The following is a 15,278-nucleotide window of genomic DNA, read 5'->3' as shown; positions in this document are numbered from 1 at the left end:
GTCTTGCTTACGGTCGCCCGATACCGCGTGGGATGGGCAACGCATAGTCACGATTTAAGTTTATTTTGACTTAATCCGGGTTACCAAACCGTCAACGACTCGGGAAAACGCCCCTTTTTGCGCCCGCATGCGCATCGAGGTCCATTCGCACACGGATTGCCGATCCGGTCGACGTCGATACTGGAGAGCCGCCCCTTGCCTCCCTCTATGTCACAAAGAATCGGGCAAGAGTTTGACTTTCCGGGCGGGATTGCGGCAAGGCGCCTCTGGCGCCGGGGATCGGACGCGCAAACGCCGCAGTAGCGGGAATACCTCACTGCCCGGCGCCGTCTCGCAGCACTTCATCGGCCTTTTGGTAATGCCGTTCCTTGATCTGGCCGCTGATTGCGGCAAAGGCGGCCGTCAATACGGCGATGTCGTCGGAGAAGCCGATCATGGCCAGCATGTCAGGCACGAAATCGAGCGGCAGGACGAAATAGCCGAGCGCCGCGAGCAGAATGCCGCGCGTGCGCGTCGGCGTCGCCGGATCGACTGCGCAATAATAGGCGGCGACGAGGTCGCGGCTGAAGGGAATCTGCCGGGCCGCGCGCCGGAAGGTCGGCCAGAACCGGCGGCGCACCTTGTGTTCCTTGCGCTCCTGCTCGGATTCCTCGCCGGGGAGGAGAATTTCACCGATCTTGATATCGTCCATCGCGTCGATTCCGGTCGTTCAGGGTACTGCGCGGCATTGTAGTGCCGCAGCCTGATATGGGAACGGTGGCCGCTATTTCAAATGGCCGGGCACGCGGCTCCTGTTTGCTATGGTCGGGCATGCGGCCCTTATTTCATGTGGTCGGGCATGCGACCCTCGGCCGCCTGGTCCATCTTTGCCGCCAATTTGAAATCGAGTTCGGTCAGTCCTTCCGCGTCGTGAGTCGACAGCGTCACGTCCACCTTGTTGTAGACGTTGAACCATTCCGGATGATGATTGAGCTTTTCGGCGGCGAAGGCGCATTGCGTCATGAAGGTGAAGGCCTCGGCGAAGGTCTTGAACCGGAAGGTCTTCCATATAGAGCCGCCGTCCTCCGCAAGGACCCAGCCCTCCATCTTGTGCAAATGCTCGGCGATGGCCGCCGCGTCCAATTTTTCCGGCCGCATGCTCTTCCTCCTTGTGCATCCCGTCCTTAACAACGAGCTTGCCCGCGACAATGTTCACGCGCAAGCCCGCCGCTCGACGAGGACGTTCCGGTCCCTATCCGGGAGCCGGCGGAGGCCTTCGGGCGCTTTACCAGACGCTCGAAGCAGGATGCTCCTCATTGCTCGCGAGGTTCGAGCGCTCTTCGTGAAGCGGGAAGACCTCTTCCGTGAGATACGGACCGCCGCCGACCGAATCGCGTGACGACAGGAGCACGAAGCGGGAGACGGTAAAGGGAGCGGTGACGAAATTACCGCGCCCGGAGAGATATTCGACGACATCCTCGACGCGCGAGGAGCGCAGGCGCGCCAGCGTCACATGCGGGGTGAACTTTCGCGGATCCGAGGGAAGCCCTATGCGCTGGCAGATGCGCTCGATCTCGGCCTGAAGGGCGAACATTTCGCAAGCCATGCTGACGCCGGCCCAGACGGAGTGCGGTTTCTTGGAGCCGAAGGCGCCGGTGCCCGACAGCTGCAGCTGAAACTCGGGCCGTTCGATGCGGTCAAGCCTGTCGATGATCTCGTCGGCGGTTCGCCAGTCGACGTCGCCGATGAAGCGGAGCGTGATGTGGTAATTCTCCACATCGATCCAGCGAGCTCCGGGAAGACCTCCGCGCAGCAAGGAAAGACTCATTGCTGCATTGCGCGGAATTTCGAGGGCGGTGAATAGTCTCGGCATGGCGAGCTCCCCGAATCTCTTGCAGATGCTTGAAGCGAATCACGCATCGCATCTGCACGCAACCATTATTTGTCCCGTCGGAACGTTTACTTTCCCTTAACTGTGGATGCGCTGTCATTCTCCTTTCGCAAGTGAGCGGACGAAAAGCTCCGCCGTCGGCAGGAAGCGCTCTACCATGACGCCGACACCCCCGCCGTTCGGATGCATGCCGTCGTCGAGCTTAAGGCCGACCTCGGTCACGACGCCGTCGAGGAAGAAAGGGTAGAAGACGAGATTGTGTTCCTTTGCGAGGTCGGGATAGATCGGATTGAAGCGCGCCGCATAATCCGGCCCCATGTTCGGCGGCGCCATCATTCCTGCGAGCAGGACGGCGATGCCGCGCTCCTTGAGCCGTGTGACCATCGCCTGCAGATTCTTGCGCGTCTCTTCCGGCGGGATGCCGCGCAGCGCGTCGTTGGCGCCGAGCTCCAGGATTACGCCGTCTGTTCCGTCGGGGATCGACCAGTCGATGCGGGCAAGACCGCCGGAGGTGGTGTCGCCGGATACGCCGGCATTGGCGATCGTGACGGCGAGCCCCTTGTCCTTAAGGGCCTTTTCGAGGCGGGCGGGGAAGGCATCTTCCGGGGGAAGTTGGTAGCCGGCCATCAGGCTGTCGCCGAAGCCGACGAGGCTGACGGGCTCGGCGCGAGCCGCCGCCGATAACACGATTGTCATTGTCAGGCCGAATAAAATGGGCAGAAAGTCTTTTAATGCCATAGGCTCGTTCCTAAATCGGCGGACAATTGTTTGATGATCCGTATCAAATTTTCATATAGGGCTCTTTCGCGTGGCAAAAACCATCATCGAGTTGAAAAATGCGGATCTGACGCTGGGCGAAGCTGCGGCGTCCGTGCATGTGCTGAAGGGCGTAAGCCTCGCGATCGATGCCGGCGAATCGGTGGGCATCGTCGGCCCCTCGGGCTCGGGCAAATCGACTCTGCTCATGGTCATGGCTGGGCTGGAGCGGCTCGACGGCGGCGAAATCATCATTGACGGCACGGCGCTCCACCGCCTCGGCGAGGACGCAGTCGCCGATTTCCGCGGCCGCAATGTCGGCATCGTTTTCCAGTCCTTTCATCTCATCCCGAACATGACCGCGCTCGAGAACGTCGCGGTGCCGCTCGAGCTCGCGAATGTCCGCAATGCATTCGACATAGCGCGTAAGGAACTGATCGCCGTGGGGCTCGGCGAACGCCTGACGCACTACCCCGGGCAGCTTTCCGGCGGCGAACAGCAGCGCGTGGCGATCGCCCGGGCGCTCGCGCCCTCTCCGAAGCTGCTGATCGCCGACGAGCCGACGGGCAACCTCGACGCGGAGACCGGCCGACAGATCGCCGACCTCCTCTTTGCCGAACAGCGCGAGCGTGGCATGACGCTCGTTCTCGTCACGCATGATGCGGCGCTCGCCGGACGCTGCGAAAGACAGATACGCGTCCGCTCCGGTGAAATCGTCCCCGACGCTGAACGGCTCTCCGCCTCGGCCCGGCAGGGAGCCGTGTCCGCATGAGCGGGACGGTTGCCGTCCGGCGGCTGCTCCCCACGATTTCCCTGCGCCCTCTGCTCGCGCTGCGCCCGCTGTTCGCGCTTCGTCTGGCACTCCGGGAAATGCGCGGGGGGCTGAGGGGCTTCTATATTTTCCTCGCCTGCATCGCTCTCGGTACGGCCGCGATCGCCGGGGTCAACTCGCTGTCCCAGTCGATCAGCGAAACGATCGCCTCGCAAGGGCAGGAACTGCTCGCCGGCGACATCCGGTTCGAGCTCAACAATCGGGTGGCGACCGCGGACGAGCGTGCCTTCCTCCAGGGTCTCGGCGAGGTTTCGGTATCCGCCGGTCTTCGTTCCATGGCGCGGCTCCCGGACGGCTCCAACCAGGCGCTGGTGGAGCTCAAGGCCGTGGACGGCGCCTACCCGCTTTACGGCAAGCTCGAAAGCGAGCCGGCAAAGCCGCTCCCTGAATTGCTGGCGAAGGACGGCGAGGTGTTCGGCGCAGTCGCCGCACCGCTGCTTCTCGAGCGCCTCGGCATCTCGCCGGGCGCGGAAATTCTCATCGGCAATGCGCGTATTCGGGTCGGCGCGGTACTCGCCAGCGAACCCGACGCTCTTTCCGACGGCTTCGGTTTCGCGCCGCGGCTGATGATTTCCTCCGATGCGCTTGTCGCTTCCGGGCTCGTGCAGACCGGCAGCCTTGTCGAACACACCTACAAGGTCCGCCTGCCGGATCCCGCAGACGTGCCGCTCATTCGCGTGCAGGCCGAGACGCGCTTTCCCTCCGCCGGCTGGTCGATACGGACGAGCGGCAATGCCGCACCCTCCCTCAACGCAAACATCACGCGTTTCTCGCAATTCCTGACGCTCGTCGGGCTCACGGCGCTGATCGTCGGAGGCGTCGGGGTTGCCAACGCCGTGCGCTCCTATCTCGACGGCAAGCGCAGCGTCATCGCGACTTTCAAATGTCTCGGCGCTCCGGCGTCGCTGGTCGCGATGATCTACCTTGCGCAGATCCTGATGATCGCCCTCATCGGCATCGCGATCGGCCTCGTGCTCGGCGCCCTCATCCCCTTCGTGGCAGCGCAGTTCCTTGCCGGCCTGCTGCCCGTATCCACCGCATTCGTGCTCTATCCCTCGGCCCTGGGTCTTGCGGCGCTTTTCGGCCTTCTGACGGCGCTGACCTTCGCCATCCTGCCGCTCGGGCGGGCGCGCCGTGTGCCGGCGACTGCGCTTTTCCGGCAGCAGGGTTTCGAGCCGGCGGGCTTGCCTGCCCTGCCCTATCTCGCCGGCGCCTTCATCTGCCTGGCAGGACTTGCCGGGCTCGCGGTCTGGGCCGCCTATGACCGTTCCATTTCGCTGATCTTTCTTGGCGCGATCGCCTTTGCCTTCATCGTGCTGCGCGGGGTTTCGCTCCTCATATCCTGGCTGGCGCGGCGCAGCCCGCGCGTCAATTCGCCGGCGCTGAGACTGGCCATCGGCAACATTCACCGGCCGGGTGCCTTGACGCCGTCGGTGGTGCTGTCGCTCGGCCTCGGTCTCACTCTTCTGGTGACGCTGGCGCTCATCGACGGCAATCTGCGGCGCGAGCTCACCGGCGACATGGCCGAGCGCGCGCCCAACTTCTTCTTCGTCGACATCCAGGGCAGCGAGATCGAAGGCTTCCGCTCCGTGCTCGCGGGAGCTATGCCGGAGGGCAAGATCATCGAAGTGCCGATGCTGCGCGGGCGCATCGTCGCGCTCAACGGCGAGGATGTGAACAGCCGCAACGTTCCCCCCGGCGGCCAATGGGTGCTGCGCGGAGATCGCGGCATCACCTATGCCAAGAACAGGCCGGAAAATTCCAAACTCACCGAAGGCAGCTGGTGGCCCGAGGACTATGGCGGCGAGCCGCTCGTCTCCTTCTCGGCGGAGGAGGCCCGCGAGCTCGGGCTGAAGCTCGGCGATACGGTGACCGTCAACGTGCTCGGCCGCAACATCACGGCCCGGATCGCCAATTTCCGCGAGGTCGAGTGGGAGTCGCTGTCGATCAATTTCGTCATGGTCTTCTCGCCGAACACCTTCGCCGGCGCCCCGCATGCCTGGCTCGCGACCATCATCGATCCCGACGCTTCGGCCGAGGAGGAGGCGGCGGTATTGAAGAGGGTGACGAATGCCTACCCGACGATCACCAGCGTGCGCGTGAAGGACGCGCTCGACATCGTCAATACGCTGCTCGGGCAGCTTGCAACTGCGGTGCGCGCGGCCGCGGCGGTCGCGCTTGTCGCGTCTATCCTCGTGCTTGCCGGCGCACTTGCCGCCGGCAACCGTGCCCGCATCCACGATGCGGTGGTCCTGAAGACGCTCGGCGCGACGCGGGCGACCCTGATCCGCGCCTTCAGCTACGAATACGTCATTCTCGGCCTGGCGACTGCCGTCTTCGCGCTTTTCGCCGGCGGCGTTTCGGCCTGGTTCGTCGTCAGCCGCATCATGACCCTGCCGTCGAGCTTCCTGCCGGACGTTGCCGTCGGGACCATCGTTCTTGCGCTGGTCGTCACGGTCGGGATCGGCCTCGCCGGCACCTGGCGCGTCCTCGGGCAAAAGGCCGCTCCGGTGCTGCGGGAACTCTGATCCTGCCATGCCTGTCGCGCGATTTCGGCCATGACGGCCGAGTTAACCGTAAATCACTCCAGTTTGATGGTCCGGCGGGCCGACTTTGTTCGATTCCAAGCGCTTCGCCCTTGTGCATGACGGCGTTCACCATCATATTTGTCCACAGGCATGCTGGAGCCCCGCAGCGGCGCCTGGGCGCGCAAAGGAACGACAAGGTTCGCCGCCCGACACCGTAACTTCAACCGGGGCTTAAATGAGGAAACAATGGCTGATCTGAGAAACTACCAAACCCGAATGTCGCCCGCCGGCGCTCAGGCGGGTGCCGTGATCGACGAAGGCCTTCGCGCTTATATGCTGAAGGTCTACAACCTGATGGCCCTCGGCCTGGCGATCACCGGCGTGGCAGCTTACGGAACCTATGCGCTTGCCGCCTCTAATCCGGCATTCGCCCAGCTTATCTACGCTTCCCCCCTGAAGTGGGTCGTGATGCTGGCGCCCCTTGCGCTGGTGTTCTTCCTGAGCTTCCGCATCAATTCCATGAGCGTTTCCGCGGCGCAGACGACCTTCTGGGTCTATGCGGCGCTGATGGGCCTGTCCCTGTCGTCGATCTTCCTGGTCTTCACCGGCCACAGCATCGTGCAGACTTTCTTCGTGACGGCTGCTTCGTTCGGCGCCCTGTCGCTTTACGGCTATACGACGAAGAAAGACCTTTCGGGCCTCGGATCGTTCCTGATCATGGGCCTCTTCGGCGTGATCATCGCATCCGTCGTCAACATCTTCCTTGCCTCTTCGGCACTCGGCTTTGCGATCTCGGTGATCGGCGTGCTCATCTTCGCCGGCCTGACCGCCTACGACACGCAGAAGCTCAAGGAAATGTACTTTGAAGGCGATGACGCCTTGGTCGCCGGCCGCAAGGCCATCATGGGTGCGCTGACGCTCTACCTCGACTTCATCAACCTGTTCATGTTCATGCTGCAGTTCCTTGGCAACAGGAACGAGTAGTAGCGAACCGGTTTGACGGAAAAGGCGGCCTCGGCCGCCTTTTTTGTTTGCCGGAGCCGGCCTTGATCGATCCGGCGCATCCATGCGAGACAGTACATCTCCAGCCATAATGCGCGAAGAATTCCATGACCGCCACGCTCCGCGACGCCGTTGCCGCCGACCTCCGCTCGATTACCGAGATCTATCGCGAGTCCGTCTTGAACGGGGTCGCGACCTATGAGGAGACGCCGCCATCCGAAGCCGAGATGGCGCTCCGCTTCTCCACGATCACCGGCAACGGCTACCCCTATGTGGTCGCGCTGGACGAGCGTGGCACGGTTATCGGCTATGCCTATGCCTCCGCCTTCCGCAACCGCACCGCCTATCGGTTCCTGGTGGAGGATTCGATCTATCTTTCGCCGGAAGCACGGGGCAAGGGTATCGGCAAGGCGCTGCTTTCCGAACTGGTCGGGCGCTGTACGGCTCTCGGCTTCCGCCAGATGATAGCGGTAATCGGCGGGGCGCACCCCTCATCGATCGCCCTGCACCGGGCGCTCGGCTTCGAACTGCAGGGGCTGATGAAGGCAACCGGCTTCAAGCATGGCCGGTGGCTGGATACGGCCTTGATGCAGCGGCCGCTCGGAGAAGGAACCGCAACGAAGCCCGCCGAGGGCGTCTATCCGGATACGCTTTATAGGAGCTGAGCCTGCGCAGGTGAGCTTCAAGCGTCAAATTCAGCGCCGAGCTCCCGTTCGGTGAGGATGCGGTCGATCAGACCCCACTCTAGAGCTTCTTCCGCCGTCATGAAACGGTCGCGATCCATCGCGCGCTCGAATTCTTCATATGTTCGCCCGCAATGCTCGGCATAAAGCCGCGTCATGCGGTGTTTGGTTCGCCTGATTTCCTCGGCATGGATGAGCATATCGGAGGCCTGTCCCTGAAAGCCGCCCGAAGGTTGATGGACGAGAATGTTTGCATTGGGCAGGGCGGTGCGCTCGCCCGCTTGGCCTGCCATCAGCAGGAACGAACCCATCGAACGGGCCGTCCCCATGCAAAGCGTATGCACGGGCGCCCGGATGTAACGCATCGTGTCGTACATCGCGAAGCCGCTGGTAACGACACCGCCGGGCGAGTTTATATAGAGTTGGATCGGTTTTCTGGGGCTTTCGGCTTCCAGGAACAACAACTGTGCGCAAACGAGAGCAGACACTGCATCGTTCACCTCGCCGTTCAGAAAGATTATTCGCTCCCGCAGCAGGCGGGAATAGATGTCGAATGAGCGCTCGCCACGGCTGGATTGCTCGACGACCATAGGGACGAGTTGCATCGCTTCGCGCATAGGCGAACTCCTGTCTGATGAGTTTGTTTTGGTAGAGTGAGACGTCAGGCGGCGCGCATCAGCCAAAGCCGGTTGCTGTTCGCCGCCGGCGGAGTTCGCGGAGCCAGCCGCTCATCCTCCAGCCCATGGATAATTCTCAGAATCGTGCCGCCGTCATTGCTGGGCCTGACCTGAAACGCCACGAGGCTTTCGAGAAAGGGAGGTTCGTCGTCGCGCATTCTGTAGCGGATTTCCTTGCCCGGCGCCGTGGAGACAGGCTCGGCCCCAGTCAGTTCGCGCCTGGGCAGCCATCGCTCACGGAACTCAGGCATGCTGATTGCCCGCCACACCTTTTCAGGCGATTCATCGAGTTCGTATTCGAGCACCAGATTCCTTGCCTGCTCGTTCAGCTCCACATCGTTCATTGATCCATATCCCTCAGCAAGACCTTCAACGCATCGATCCGCGCCGGCCAGTAGGCGCGATATTTCGCCAGCCATCCGGCAACGAGCGCCAGCCCCTCCGGGTCGACCTCGTAGTTCACGAAGCGCCCCTGCCGCTCCTCCCGCACCAGCTTTGCATTACGCAACACGTGGAGATGTTGGGACATGGCCGGCTGGCTGATGTCCATTCCGTTGCGCAAGGCACTGGCATTCATACTTCCGCTCGCCAGCTTCTCGAAGATTGCACGGCGTGTCGGGTCGGCGAGCGCTTTGAATATGTCGTTCTCAGTCATGACGTCAGATAAGCATACACTTATCTGATTCGCAACACGGATGGCACGCTTCGATGCAAGCGATTTGCCGCCGCCAACCGATTCAGGGATAAACCCGCATGCGGGGAGAGGGGACCGAGGCGAAGCGCTGCCGCTTGTCCCTTCGCCCCGCCTGCGGGGAGAAGGTGCCGGCAGGCGGATGAGGGGCGGCTCCGAGTGATATGTCGGTCAGGTTTTGACGAGCTTCAGCACCTTGTCGAAGGCCTTGAGCACCTGGGCGAGCTCGTGGCCTCGCTTCAATATCGTCCCGTGAGCGTTGAGCACGCTGAAGGCGCCCTGTTTCGCGGCGAGCTTCGGGTTTTTCTCGATGCGGTAGAGAGGCACTTCTCCGGCGCGCTTGAACACCGAAAAAACGGCCCGGTCCCTCAGGTGGTCGATCGCATAGTCGCGCCACTCCCCTTCGCCCACCATACGGCCGTAGACCTTGAGAATCAGGTCGAGTTCGCGGCGATGGAAGGTGACGGGCGGGGGGTTCTTGGCTTGCTTGTATTCGTGAAGATCGACGACCACATCGGAGGTGGTCTGGCCGTAGTGACGTGCTTCGCCTCGCGGCAAATCCGTTTCATCAGTCATCGGCATTTCGGCCTTCTAATGTGACAGGACCACGACAGTGTGCCTCACACGATCGGAAAAGCAAGCCGGAAGCTGTTGATCAATGTCAGCAATTCTTGGGGCTGCCGCAATTCAGTCAAAACGCCGCCCCAATTCGCCGCAACACTCCGACCGCTGCCGGACAGAGTCGTTGCCACCGTATGTCCGGCCAGCCGTCATGCTGCGGGAGGTTCTCGAACGCAGACATGGCTGGTTCGGTCCGGTAACTTCGAACCCTCAGCCCCAGCCCCTCGATGCTGCCGGGCCGAACCATCCCCTGTTCCGCCGCAAGCGATGCGGAACATTTCCTGTCATCAGAGCTTTCCCTGCGGCCCCGCGAGAACCGTTGCGGCGCCGATAATGGCTCCCGGCGTTTCCTTGTCCTTCATCGATTGCAGCAGCACCGCGCAACCGCTGTTGCCCTGGCCTTCGAACAGGACCGAGGCGGGCAGCGTGAACTCCGCGGGCTTGCCCTCCCACATGCCGATGGTCTGGATGTCGCGCACGGCATGCCAATACGCGATCTCCTTGCCGCTGTTCTCGCCCTTCTCGACCTTGACCACCCTTGCCCGGTCGAAATAGACGACGACGACATTCGCCCTGCCTTTGCCGGCACCGACCTTGATCGAGATTTCATCGCCGCCGATCGAGGCGGCGATCGGCACCGACAGGCCCTTGCCCTTCTCGTCCATCAAGGCAAGCCGGTTCCTGATGGCCGGCAGGTCCGCGCCGTTGGCGTGGTCGCGCCCGTTCAGGATCGCCTGCGGCGTATAGACGCCGTAGCGGCCGAGCATGCGCGCATAGGCATATTGCCGCTCGGTATTTTCCTTGGAAGCGAGCGTGTCCGCCCATCCGAGATAGTTCCAATAGTCGACATGATAGGCGAGCGCGACGACCTCGCCTTCATCGACGAGCTTCTTGAGCGCCGCGTCCGCCGGGGGACAGGAGGAGCAGCCCTGGCTGGTGAAAAGTTCGACGACGCCCTTGAGCGCCCCGTCCTTGACCGCTCCATCCTTCACCGGCCCGCTCTCGGCCGCCCTGCCGTCATCCGCTGCGGATGCTCCGCAGAACGCACCAAACAGCCCGATCGCCAGGGCGAGACGTCGGATTGTTGGTGTGCAGGCGGATATCATGGCGTCTTTGTTCGTGCTCGTTAGAGCACTTCCGGGAAAATGTGGAACGTTTCCATCCGGAAGTGCGTCGCTTCAACGCGTTTGCCGCGCGGGGAGACCCCTACATACGACGGGTATTCTTCAACGAAAAGTCACGTTGGAGTGACTGCCGCAAAGCCGTGCAAAACCCTGTGGACCGGACAATAAAAAGCCGGGGCGTCGATGTGGACGCCCCGGCTTTTCTGTTCATACGTCGCCGATCAGGCGGCGAGATCGCGCAGAACCGTCTGCAGGATGCCGCCATTGTTGACGTAGGTGACCTCGTCGAGCGTATCGATGCGGCAAATGAGCGGGACCTCCTTCACCGAGCCGTCGCCATAGGTGATCTTCGCCACGCGCTTCTCGCGCGGTTGGACGTTGGCGAGATTCTCGATCGTCACGACTTCGTCGCCCTTGAGAGCCAGCGATTCCCAGGTCGTGCCTTCCTCGAAGACGAAGGGTACGACGCCCATGCCGACCAGGTTCGAACGATGGATGCGTTCGAAGGACTGGGCAATCACGGCCTTGACGCCGAGGAGGTTGGTGCCCTTGGCCGCCCAGTCACGCGAAGAGCCGTTGCCGTATTCGACGCCGGCGAAGATGACGAGCGGAACGCCCTCCTCCTTGTACTGCATGGCCGCGTCATAGATCGACATCTCCTCCTTGGAGGGATAGTGGATCGTATAACCGCCTTCCTTGCCGTTCGGGCCGAGCATGTGGTTGCGGATGCGGATATTGGCGAAGGTGCCGCGCATCATCACCTCATGATTGCCGCGGCGCGTGCCGTACTGGTTGAAGTCGGCAATCCCGACGCCGTGCTCGAGAAGATAAGCGCCGGCAGGCGAGGCCGCCTTGATCGAACCGGCCGGGGAAATGTGGTCGGTGGTGATCTTGTCGCCGAAGAGACCGAGGACACGGGCGTTCTTGATGTCGGAAATGCCGGCGCCCTTCTTGCCCATGCCGACGAAGTAGGGCGGGTTCTGGACGTAGGTGGACCCCTCGTCCCAGGCATAGGTCTGGCCGGCCGGAACCTGGACGGCCTGCCAGTTGGCGTCGCCCTTGAACACGTCCGCATATTTGGTCGCGTAGAGCTCGCGGGTGACGTATTTGAAGATGAAGTCCTGGATCTCCTGCGAAGTCGGCCAGATGTCCCTGAGGTAGATGGGCTGCCCGTTCTGGTCTTCGCCGATCGGCTCCTTCGTCAGGTCCTTCTGGACGGAACCCGCCAGCGCGTAGGCGACGACGAGCGGCGGCGAGGCGAGATAGTTCGCCTGCACGTCCGGCGAGATGCGGCCTTCGAAGTTGCGGTTGCCGGAAAGCACGCCGGCGGCGATCAGACCCTTGTCGTTGATCGTCTTGGAGATCTCCGTCGGCAGCGGGCCGGAATTGCCGATGCAGGTTGTGCAGCCGAAGCCGACCAGATTGAAGCCGAGCTTGTCGAGATCTGTCTGGAGGCCGGATTTCGACAGGTACTCGGCGACGACCTGCGATCCGGGCGCCAGCGACGTCTTGACCCAGGGTTTCGTCTTCAGGCCCTTGGCGACCGCCTTGCGGGCAAGCAGGCCGGCGGCGATCAGCACCGAGGGGTTCGAGGTGTTGGTGCAGGAGGTGATCGCGGCGATCGCGACGTCGCCATGACCAAGATCGTAGTCGGTCCCCTCGACCGCGTAGCGGTTGGCGAGCTGGCCGGGCTTCTTGTAGTCGTTGTCGAGCGCCGCCGCGAAGCCGGAGGCGATGTTCTCGAGCGCGATGCGGCCCTCGGGGCGCTTGGGGCCGGCCATCGACGGCACGACGTCGCCGAGGTCGAGTTCCAGCGTGTCGGTGAAGACGAGCTCGGAACCATCCCCTTCCCGCCACATGCCTTGGGCCTTGGAATAGGCTTCGACCAGCGCGATGCGGCTCTCTTCACGACCCGAGATGGTGAGATAGTTGATCGTTTCGGCATCGACCGGGAAGAAGCCGCAGGTGGCGCCGTATTCCGGGCCCATATTGCCGATCGTCGCGCGATCCGCGAGCGTCATGTTGTCGAGGCCGGAGCCGAAGAATTCGACGAACTTGGAGACGACGCCCTTCTTGCGCAGCATCTGCACGACGGTAAGCACGAGGTCGGTCGCGGTCACGCCTTCCTTGAGCCTGCCGGTGAGCTTGAAGCCGATGACTTCCGGCAGGAGCATGGAAACCGGCTGGCCGAGCATCGCCGCTTCGGCTTCGATGCCGCCGACGCCCCAACCGAGCACGCCCAGCCCATTGATCATCGTCGTGTGGCTGTCCGTGCCGACGCAGGTATCCGGATAGGCGGTGACTTCGCCGTCCTCTTCCCTGGTCCAGACGGCCTGGCCCAGATATTCGAGATTGACCTGGTGACAGATGCCGGTGCCGGGCGGCACGACGCGGAAGTTCTTGAAGGCCTGCTGGCCCCATTTGAGGAAGCGGTAGCGCTCGCCGTTGCGCTGGTATTCAAGCTCGACATTGCGGGCAAAGGCGGTCGGCGTGCCGAATTCGTCGACGATCACCGAGTGGTCGATGACGAGATCGACGGGAACGAGCGGATTGATCTTTTCCGGGTCGCCGCCGAGCGAAACCATCGCGTCGCGCATTGCCGCGAGGTCGACGACGGCCGGAACGCCGGTGAAGTCCTGCATCAGCACGCGCGCCGGGCGATAGGCGATCTCGTTCTCGGCCGTGCCCTTGTCGCCGAGCCATGCGGCGATGTTTTCGATGTCCTTCTTGGTGACCGAGCGTCCATCTTCATTGCGCAACAGGTTTTCCAGCAGAACCTTCATCGAATAGGGAAGCTTCGAGATGCCGGCGAGGCCGTTCGCCTCCGCCTTCGGCAGGCTGTAGTAGACATAGTCCACGCCGTTGACCGTGAGCGTGGAGCGACAATTGAAGCTGTCTAGGGATTTGGACACTGGATGATACCCCGTTCCGTCTGATCGCCAAAAACTGACGTACGAACGCCCGAGCACCTGTGAGGCGCGAAGTGGGATGCGGGTACGGTCATTTCCGCTGTCCGTACGTGGAAGCTCGTTCCATGTTCGGCGCTAGGATGAAATTCACGCCGACCGCTGGCGTGTTGGCCGCCTTATAGATAATTTCTCCAAATCGTGCCAGACCAACCAAGGTTCAATCGGAACTTTTTTTGCTCCGCGAAAAGACACGTCAAGGGAAGCTGGAAATTCATGCGCCTCATGGCTGAAGGTTTGAGTGCGAGGCGCGGCGAGGACCTGATTTTCAACGATATTTCGTTCGCGCTGGCTGCCGGCGAGGCGCTTGTGGTAACGGGTCCGAACGGTGCCGGCAAGTCGACCCTCCTGCGCGTCCTGGCGGGGCTCCTCGAGCCGGAATCGGGCCGCGTCCGGCTGGAGGACGGCCCATCGGGATACGAACATCCGCGCGAACTCAGCCACTATCTCGGCCACCGCAACGCGATGAAGCGCGAGCTGACGGTGGAGGAAAACCTCACCTTCTGGCAACGCTTCCTTGGCGATTCGCCGGGCGGCTCCGGCATCGGCCTCGTCGAAGCGGCGGAGGCAGTGGGGCTCGCCGACATCATTCATCTGCCCTTCGGCTATCTTTCCGCCGGCCAGCAGCGGCGCATGGCCATGGCGAAGCTCATTGTCGCCTTCCGGCCCATCTGGCTTCTCGACGAGCCGACGGCGGCGCTCGACGTCAGCGCCGACAGGCTTTTTGCCGGACTGGTCGCCGCCCATCTCGCCCGCGGCGGCGTCGTCGTCGCGGCCACCCACCAGCCGCTTGGATTCGCGGGGGCGAAAAGCCTTGAAATGACGGGATTCGTCCATTGATCGCGCTCTACTTCCGGGATCTCAAGCTTTCGGTGCGCGCCGGCGGCGGCGCGATGATCGGCGTGCTTTTCTTCATGACGGTCGTCGCGGTCATCCCCTTCGGCGTCGGCCCCGATCTGAACCTGCTCGCCCGCATCGGCCCGGCGATCCTCTGGATCGGCGCGCTGCTCGCGTCGCTGCTCGGCCTCGACAGGCTCTTTCAGGCGGAGCGCGAGGACGGTTCGCTCGACCTCATCATGATGCAGGAGACGCCCTTGCTCCTGGCCGTTCTCGTCAAGTGCGCCGCTCATTGGACCGCCACCGGCCTGCCGCTGGTGATCGCCTCGCCCTTTCTCGGACTGTTCATGAACATGGACGAAGGCGCCATCGGAGCCACCATGGTCACCCTGCTCGCGGGGACGCCGGCGATAACCTTCATCGGCGCGGTCGGCGCTGCTGTCGCGGTGGCGCTGCCGCGCGGCGGGCTGCTCGTCTCGATCCTCGTCCTGCCGCTTGCCATACCGGTGCTCATCTTCGGCGTCAGCGCGGTCTATGCGGCGATCGAGGATCCGGCCCCGTTTCTGCCGCCTTTCATGATATTGATGGCGATAACCCTGTTCTTCGCGGTGATCGGACCAGTGGCGGCCGCGGCGGCACTCAGGCACTCGGCCGACTGAGGAGACCCGGCACCTTAGGATGAATTGCGGAA

The 15,278-nt window shown here is 62.8% G+C and carries 16 protein-coding genes; 6 read left to right on the top strand and 10 right to left on the bottom strand.

Annotated features, from left to right (window positions below; translation table 11 throughout):
* Positions 1–313: 313 nt before the first annotated feature.
* The 4 genes from BHD07_RS26015 to BHD07_RS26000 all read right to left on the bottom strand — a co-directional run bounded on the left by BHD07_RS26015 (position 314) and on the right by BHD07_RS26000 (position 2,608).
* The gene (locus BHD07_RS26015; protein ID WP_100672715.1) at positions 314–691 is read right to left on the bottom strand and encodes a YkvA family protein; all 378 of its coding nucleotides are present in this window, start codon (positions 689–691) and stop codon (positions 314–316) included.
* A gap of 128 nt (positions 692–819) precedes the next feature.
* On the bottom strand, positions 820–1,137 hold the full coding sequence (locus BHD07_RS26010) for a 4a-hydroxytetrahydrobiopterin dehydratase (RefSeq protein WP_028010554.1): 318 nt from the start codon (positions 1,135–1,137) through the stop codon (positions 820–822).
* A gap of 127 nt (positions 1,138–1,264) precedes the next feature.
* Entirely contained in the window at positions 1,265–1,852 is a 588-nt protein-coding gene (thpR, locus tag BHD07_RS26005) for an RNA 2',3'-cyclic phosphodiesterase (RefSeq protein ID WP_100672714.1), read from the bottom strand.
* Positions 1,853–1,966: 114 nt separating this feature from the next.
* Entirely contained in the window at positions 1,967–2,608 is a 642-nt protein-coding gene (locus BHD07_RS26000) for an arylesterase (protein WP_100672713.1), read from the bottom strand.
* A 70-nt stretch (positions 2,609–2,678) separates the two neighbouring features.
* Here BHD07_RS26000 and BHD07_RS25995 point away from each other — a divergent pair, with 70 nt between their 5' ends.
* The 4 genes from BHD07_RS25995 (at position 2,679) to BHD07_RS25980 (ending at position 7,653) form a co-directional block, all read left to right on the top strand.
* Positions 2,679–3,398: an ABC transporter ATP-binding protein gene (locus tag BHD07_RS25995; protein WP_018097386.1), complete on the top strand. Its 720-nt coding sequence runs from the start codon at positions 2,679–2,681 to the stop codon at positions 3,396–3,398.
* Entirely contained in the window at positions 3,395–5,986 is a 2,592-nt protein-coding gene (locus tag BHD07_RS25990; RefSeq protein WP_100672712.1) for an ABC transporter permease, read from the top strand. Before BHD07_RS25995 ends, BHD07_RS25990 begins: the two co-directional genes overlap by 4 nt.
* A gap of 246 nt (positions 5,987–6,232) precedes the next feature.
* Entirely contained in the window at positions 6,233–6,970 is a 738-nt protein-coding gene (locus tag BHD07_RS25985; RefSeq protein ID WP_338283722.1) for a Bax inhibitor-1/YccA family protein, read from the top strand.
* Positions 6,971–7,095: 125 nt separating this feature from the next.
* A complete protein-coding gene (locus BHD07_RS25980) occupies positions 7,096–7,653 on the top strand; it encodes a GNAT family N-acetyltransferase (RefSeq protein WP_338283721.1) in 558 nt (185 codons plus the stop codon).
* Positions 7,654–7,670: 17 nt separating this feature from the next.
* Here the strand turns inward: BHD07_RS25980 and BHD07_RS25975 are convergent, their stop codons facing one another.
* The 6 genes from BHD07_RS25975 to acnA all read right to left on the bottom strand — a co-directional run bounded on the left by BHD07_RS25975 (position 7,671) and on the right by acnA (position 13,696).
* A complete protein-coding gene (locus BHD07_RS25975) occupies positions 7,671–8,288 on the bottom strand; it encodes an ATP-dependent Clp protease proteolytic subunit (RefSeq protein WP_338283719.1) in 618 nt (205 codons plus the stop codon).
* Positions 8,289–8,332: 44 nt separating this feature from the next.
* On the bottom strand, positions 8,333–8,692 hold the full coding sequence (locus tag BHD07_RS25970) for an SRPBCC family protein (protein WP_100672708.1): 360 nt from the start codon (positions 8,690–8,692) through the stop codon (positions 8,333–8,335).
* On the bottom strand, positions 8,689–9,003 hold the full coding sequence (locus tag BHD07_RS25965) for an ArsR/SmtB family transcription factor (RefSeq protein WP_018097392.1): 315 nt from the start codon (positions 9,001–9,003) through the stop codon (positions 8,689–8,691). The genes BHD07_RS25970 and BHD07_RS25965 overlap by 4 nt, the downstream gene beginning before the upstream one ends.
* A gap of 207 nt (positions 9,004–9,210) precedes the next feature.
* Positions 9,211–9,621, bottom strand: coding sequence for a DUF2794 domain-containing protein (locus tag BHD07_RS25960; RefSeq protein ID WP_018097393.1), 411 nt, complete (start codon positions 9,619–9,621; stop codon positions 9,211–9,213).
* Between the two features lie 326 nt (positions 9,622–9,947).
* Positions 9,948–10,766, bottom strand: a complete 819-nt coding sequence (locus tag BHD07_RS25955) for a DUF1223 domain-containing protein (protein WP_018097394.1) — start codon at positions 10,764–10,766, stop codon at positions 9,948–9,950.
* A 239-nt stretch (positions 10,767–11,005) separates the two neighbouring features.
* Complete coding sequence (gene acnA / locus BHD07_RS25950) at positions 11,006–13,696, bottom strand: aconitate hydratase AcnA (protein ID WP_100672705.1); 2,691 nt, start codon at positions 13,694–13,696, stop codon at positions 11,006–11,008.
* 270 nt (positions 13,697–13,966) lie between these two features.
* On the opposite strand from acnA, the gene ccmA reads away from it, so the two are divergent.
* On the top strand, positions 13,967–14,590 hold the full coding sequence (gene ccmA / locus BHD07_RS25945; protein WP_338283716.1) for a heme ABC exporter ATP-binding protein CcmA: 624 nt from the start codon (positions 13,967–13,969) through the stop codon (positions 14,588–14,590).
* Positions 14,587–15,246 (top strand): heme exporter protein CcmB, encoded by a 660-nt coding sequence (ccmB, locus tag BHD07_RS25940; protein ID WP_338283715.1) that lies wholly within the window; start codon positions 14,587–14,589, stop codon positions 15,244–15,246. The genes ccmA and ccmB overlap by 4 nt, the downstream gene beginning before the upstream one ends.
* Positions 15,247–15,278: the final 32 nt, after the last annotated feature.

This window comes from Sinorhizobium sp. KGO-5 (assembly GCF_036245905.1).
Taxonomy (GTDB): domain Bacteria; phylum Pseudomonadota; class Alphaproteobacteria; order Rhizobiales; family Rhizobiaceae; genus Sinorhizobium; species Sinorhizobium meliloti_A.
The sequence above is the reverse complement of the archived record's forward strand: the minus strand, read 5'-3'. Positions and strand labels throughout refer to the sequence as shown.

Excerpts from the sequence above, each read along its gene's own strand:
- BHD07_RS25955 (WP_018097394.1), bottom strand. The coding sequence starts at position 10,766 with ATGATATCCGCCTGCACACCAACAATCCGACGTCTCGCCCTGGCGATC.
- BHD07_RS25975 (WP_338283719.1), bottom strand. The coding sequence starts at position 8,288 with ATGCGCGAAGCGATGCAACTCGTCCCTATGGTCGTCGAGCAATCCAGC.
- BHD07_RS25965 (WP_018097392.1), bottom strand. The coding sequence starts at position 9,003 with ATGACTGAGAACGACATATTCAAAGCGCTCGCCGACCCGACACGCCGT.
- BHD07_RS25980 (WP_338283721.1), top strand. The coding sequence starts at position 7,096 with ATGACCGCCACGCTCCGCGACGCCGTTGCCGCCGACCTCCGCTCGATT.
- BHD07_RS25970 (WP_100672708.1), bottom strand. The coding sequence starts at position 8,692 with ATGAACGATGTGGAGCTGAACGAGCAGGCAAGGAATCTGGTGCTCGAA.
- BHD07_RS26015 (WP_100672715.1), bottom strand. The coding sequence starts at position 691 with ATGGACGATATCAAGATCGGTGAAATTCTCCTCCCCGGCGAGGAATCC.
- BHD07_RS25990 (WP_100672712.1), top strand. The coding sequence starts at position 3,395 with ATGAGCGGGACGGTTGCCGTCCGGCGGCTGCTCCCCACGATTTCCCTG.
- BHD07_RS25985 (WP_338283722.1), top strand. The coding sequence starts at position 6,233 with ATGGCTGATCTGAGAAACTACCAAACCCGAATGTCGCCCGCCGGCGCT.
- BHD07_RS26000 (WP_100672713.1), bottom strand. The coding sequence starts at position 2,608 with ATGGCATTAAAAGACTTTCTGCCCATTTTATTCGGCCTGACAATGACA.
- BHD07_RS26010 (WP_028010554.1), bottom strand. The coding sequence starts at position 1,137 with ATGCGGCCGGAAAAATTGGACGCGGCGGCCATCGCCGAGCATTTGCAC.
- BHD07_RS25960 (WP_018097393.1), bottom strand. The coding sequence starts at position 9,621 with ATGCCGATGACTGATGAAACGGATTTGCCGCGAGGCGAAGCACGTCAC.
- thpR (WP_100672714.1), bottom strand. The coding sequence starts at position 1,852 with ATGCCGAGACTATTCACCGCCCTCGAAATTCCGCGCAATGCAGCAATG.
- ccmA (WP_338283716.1), top strand. The coding sequence starts at position 13,967 with ATGCGCCTCATGGCTGAAGGTTTGAGTGCGAGGCGCGGCGAGGACCTG.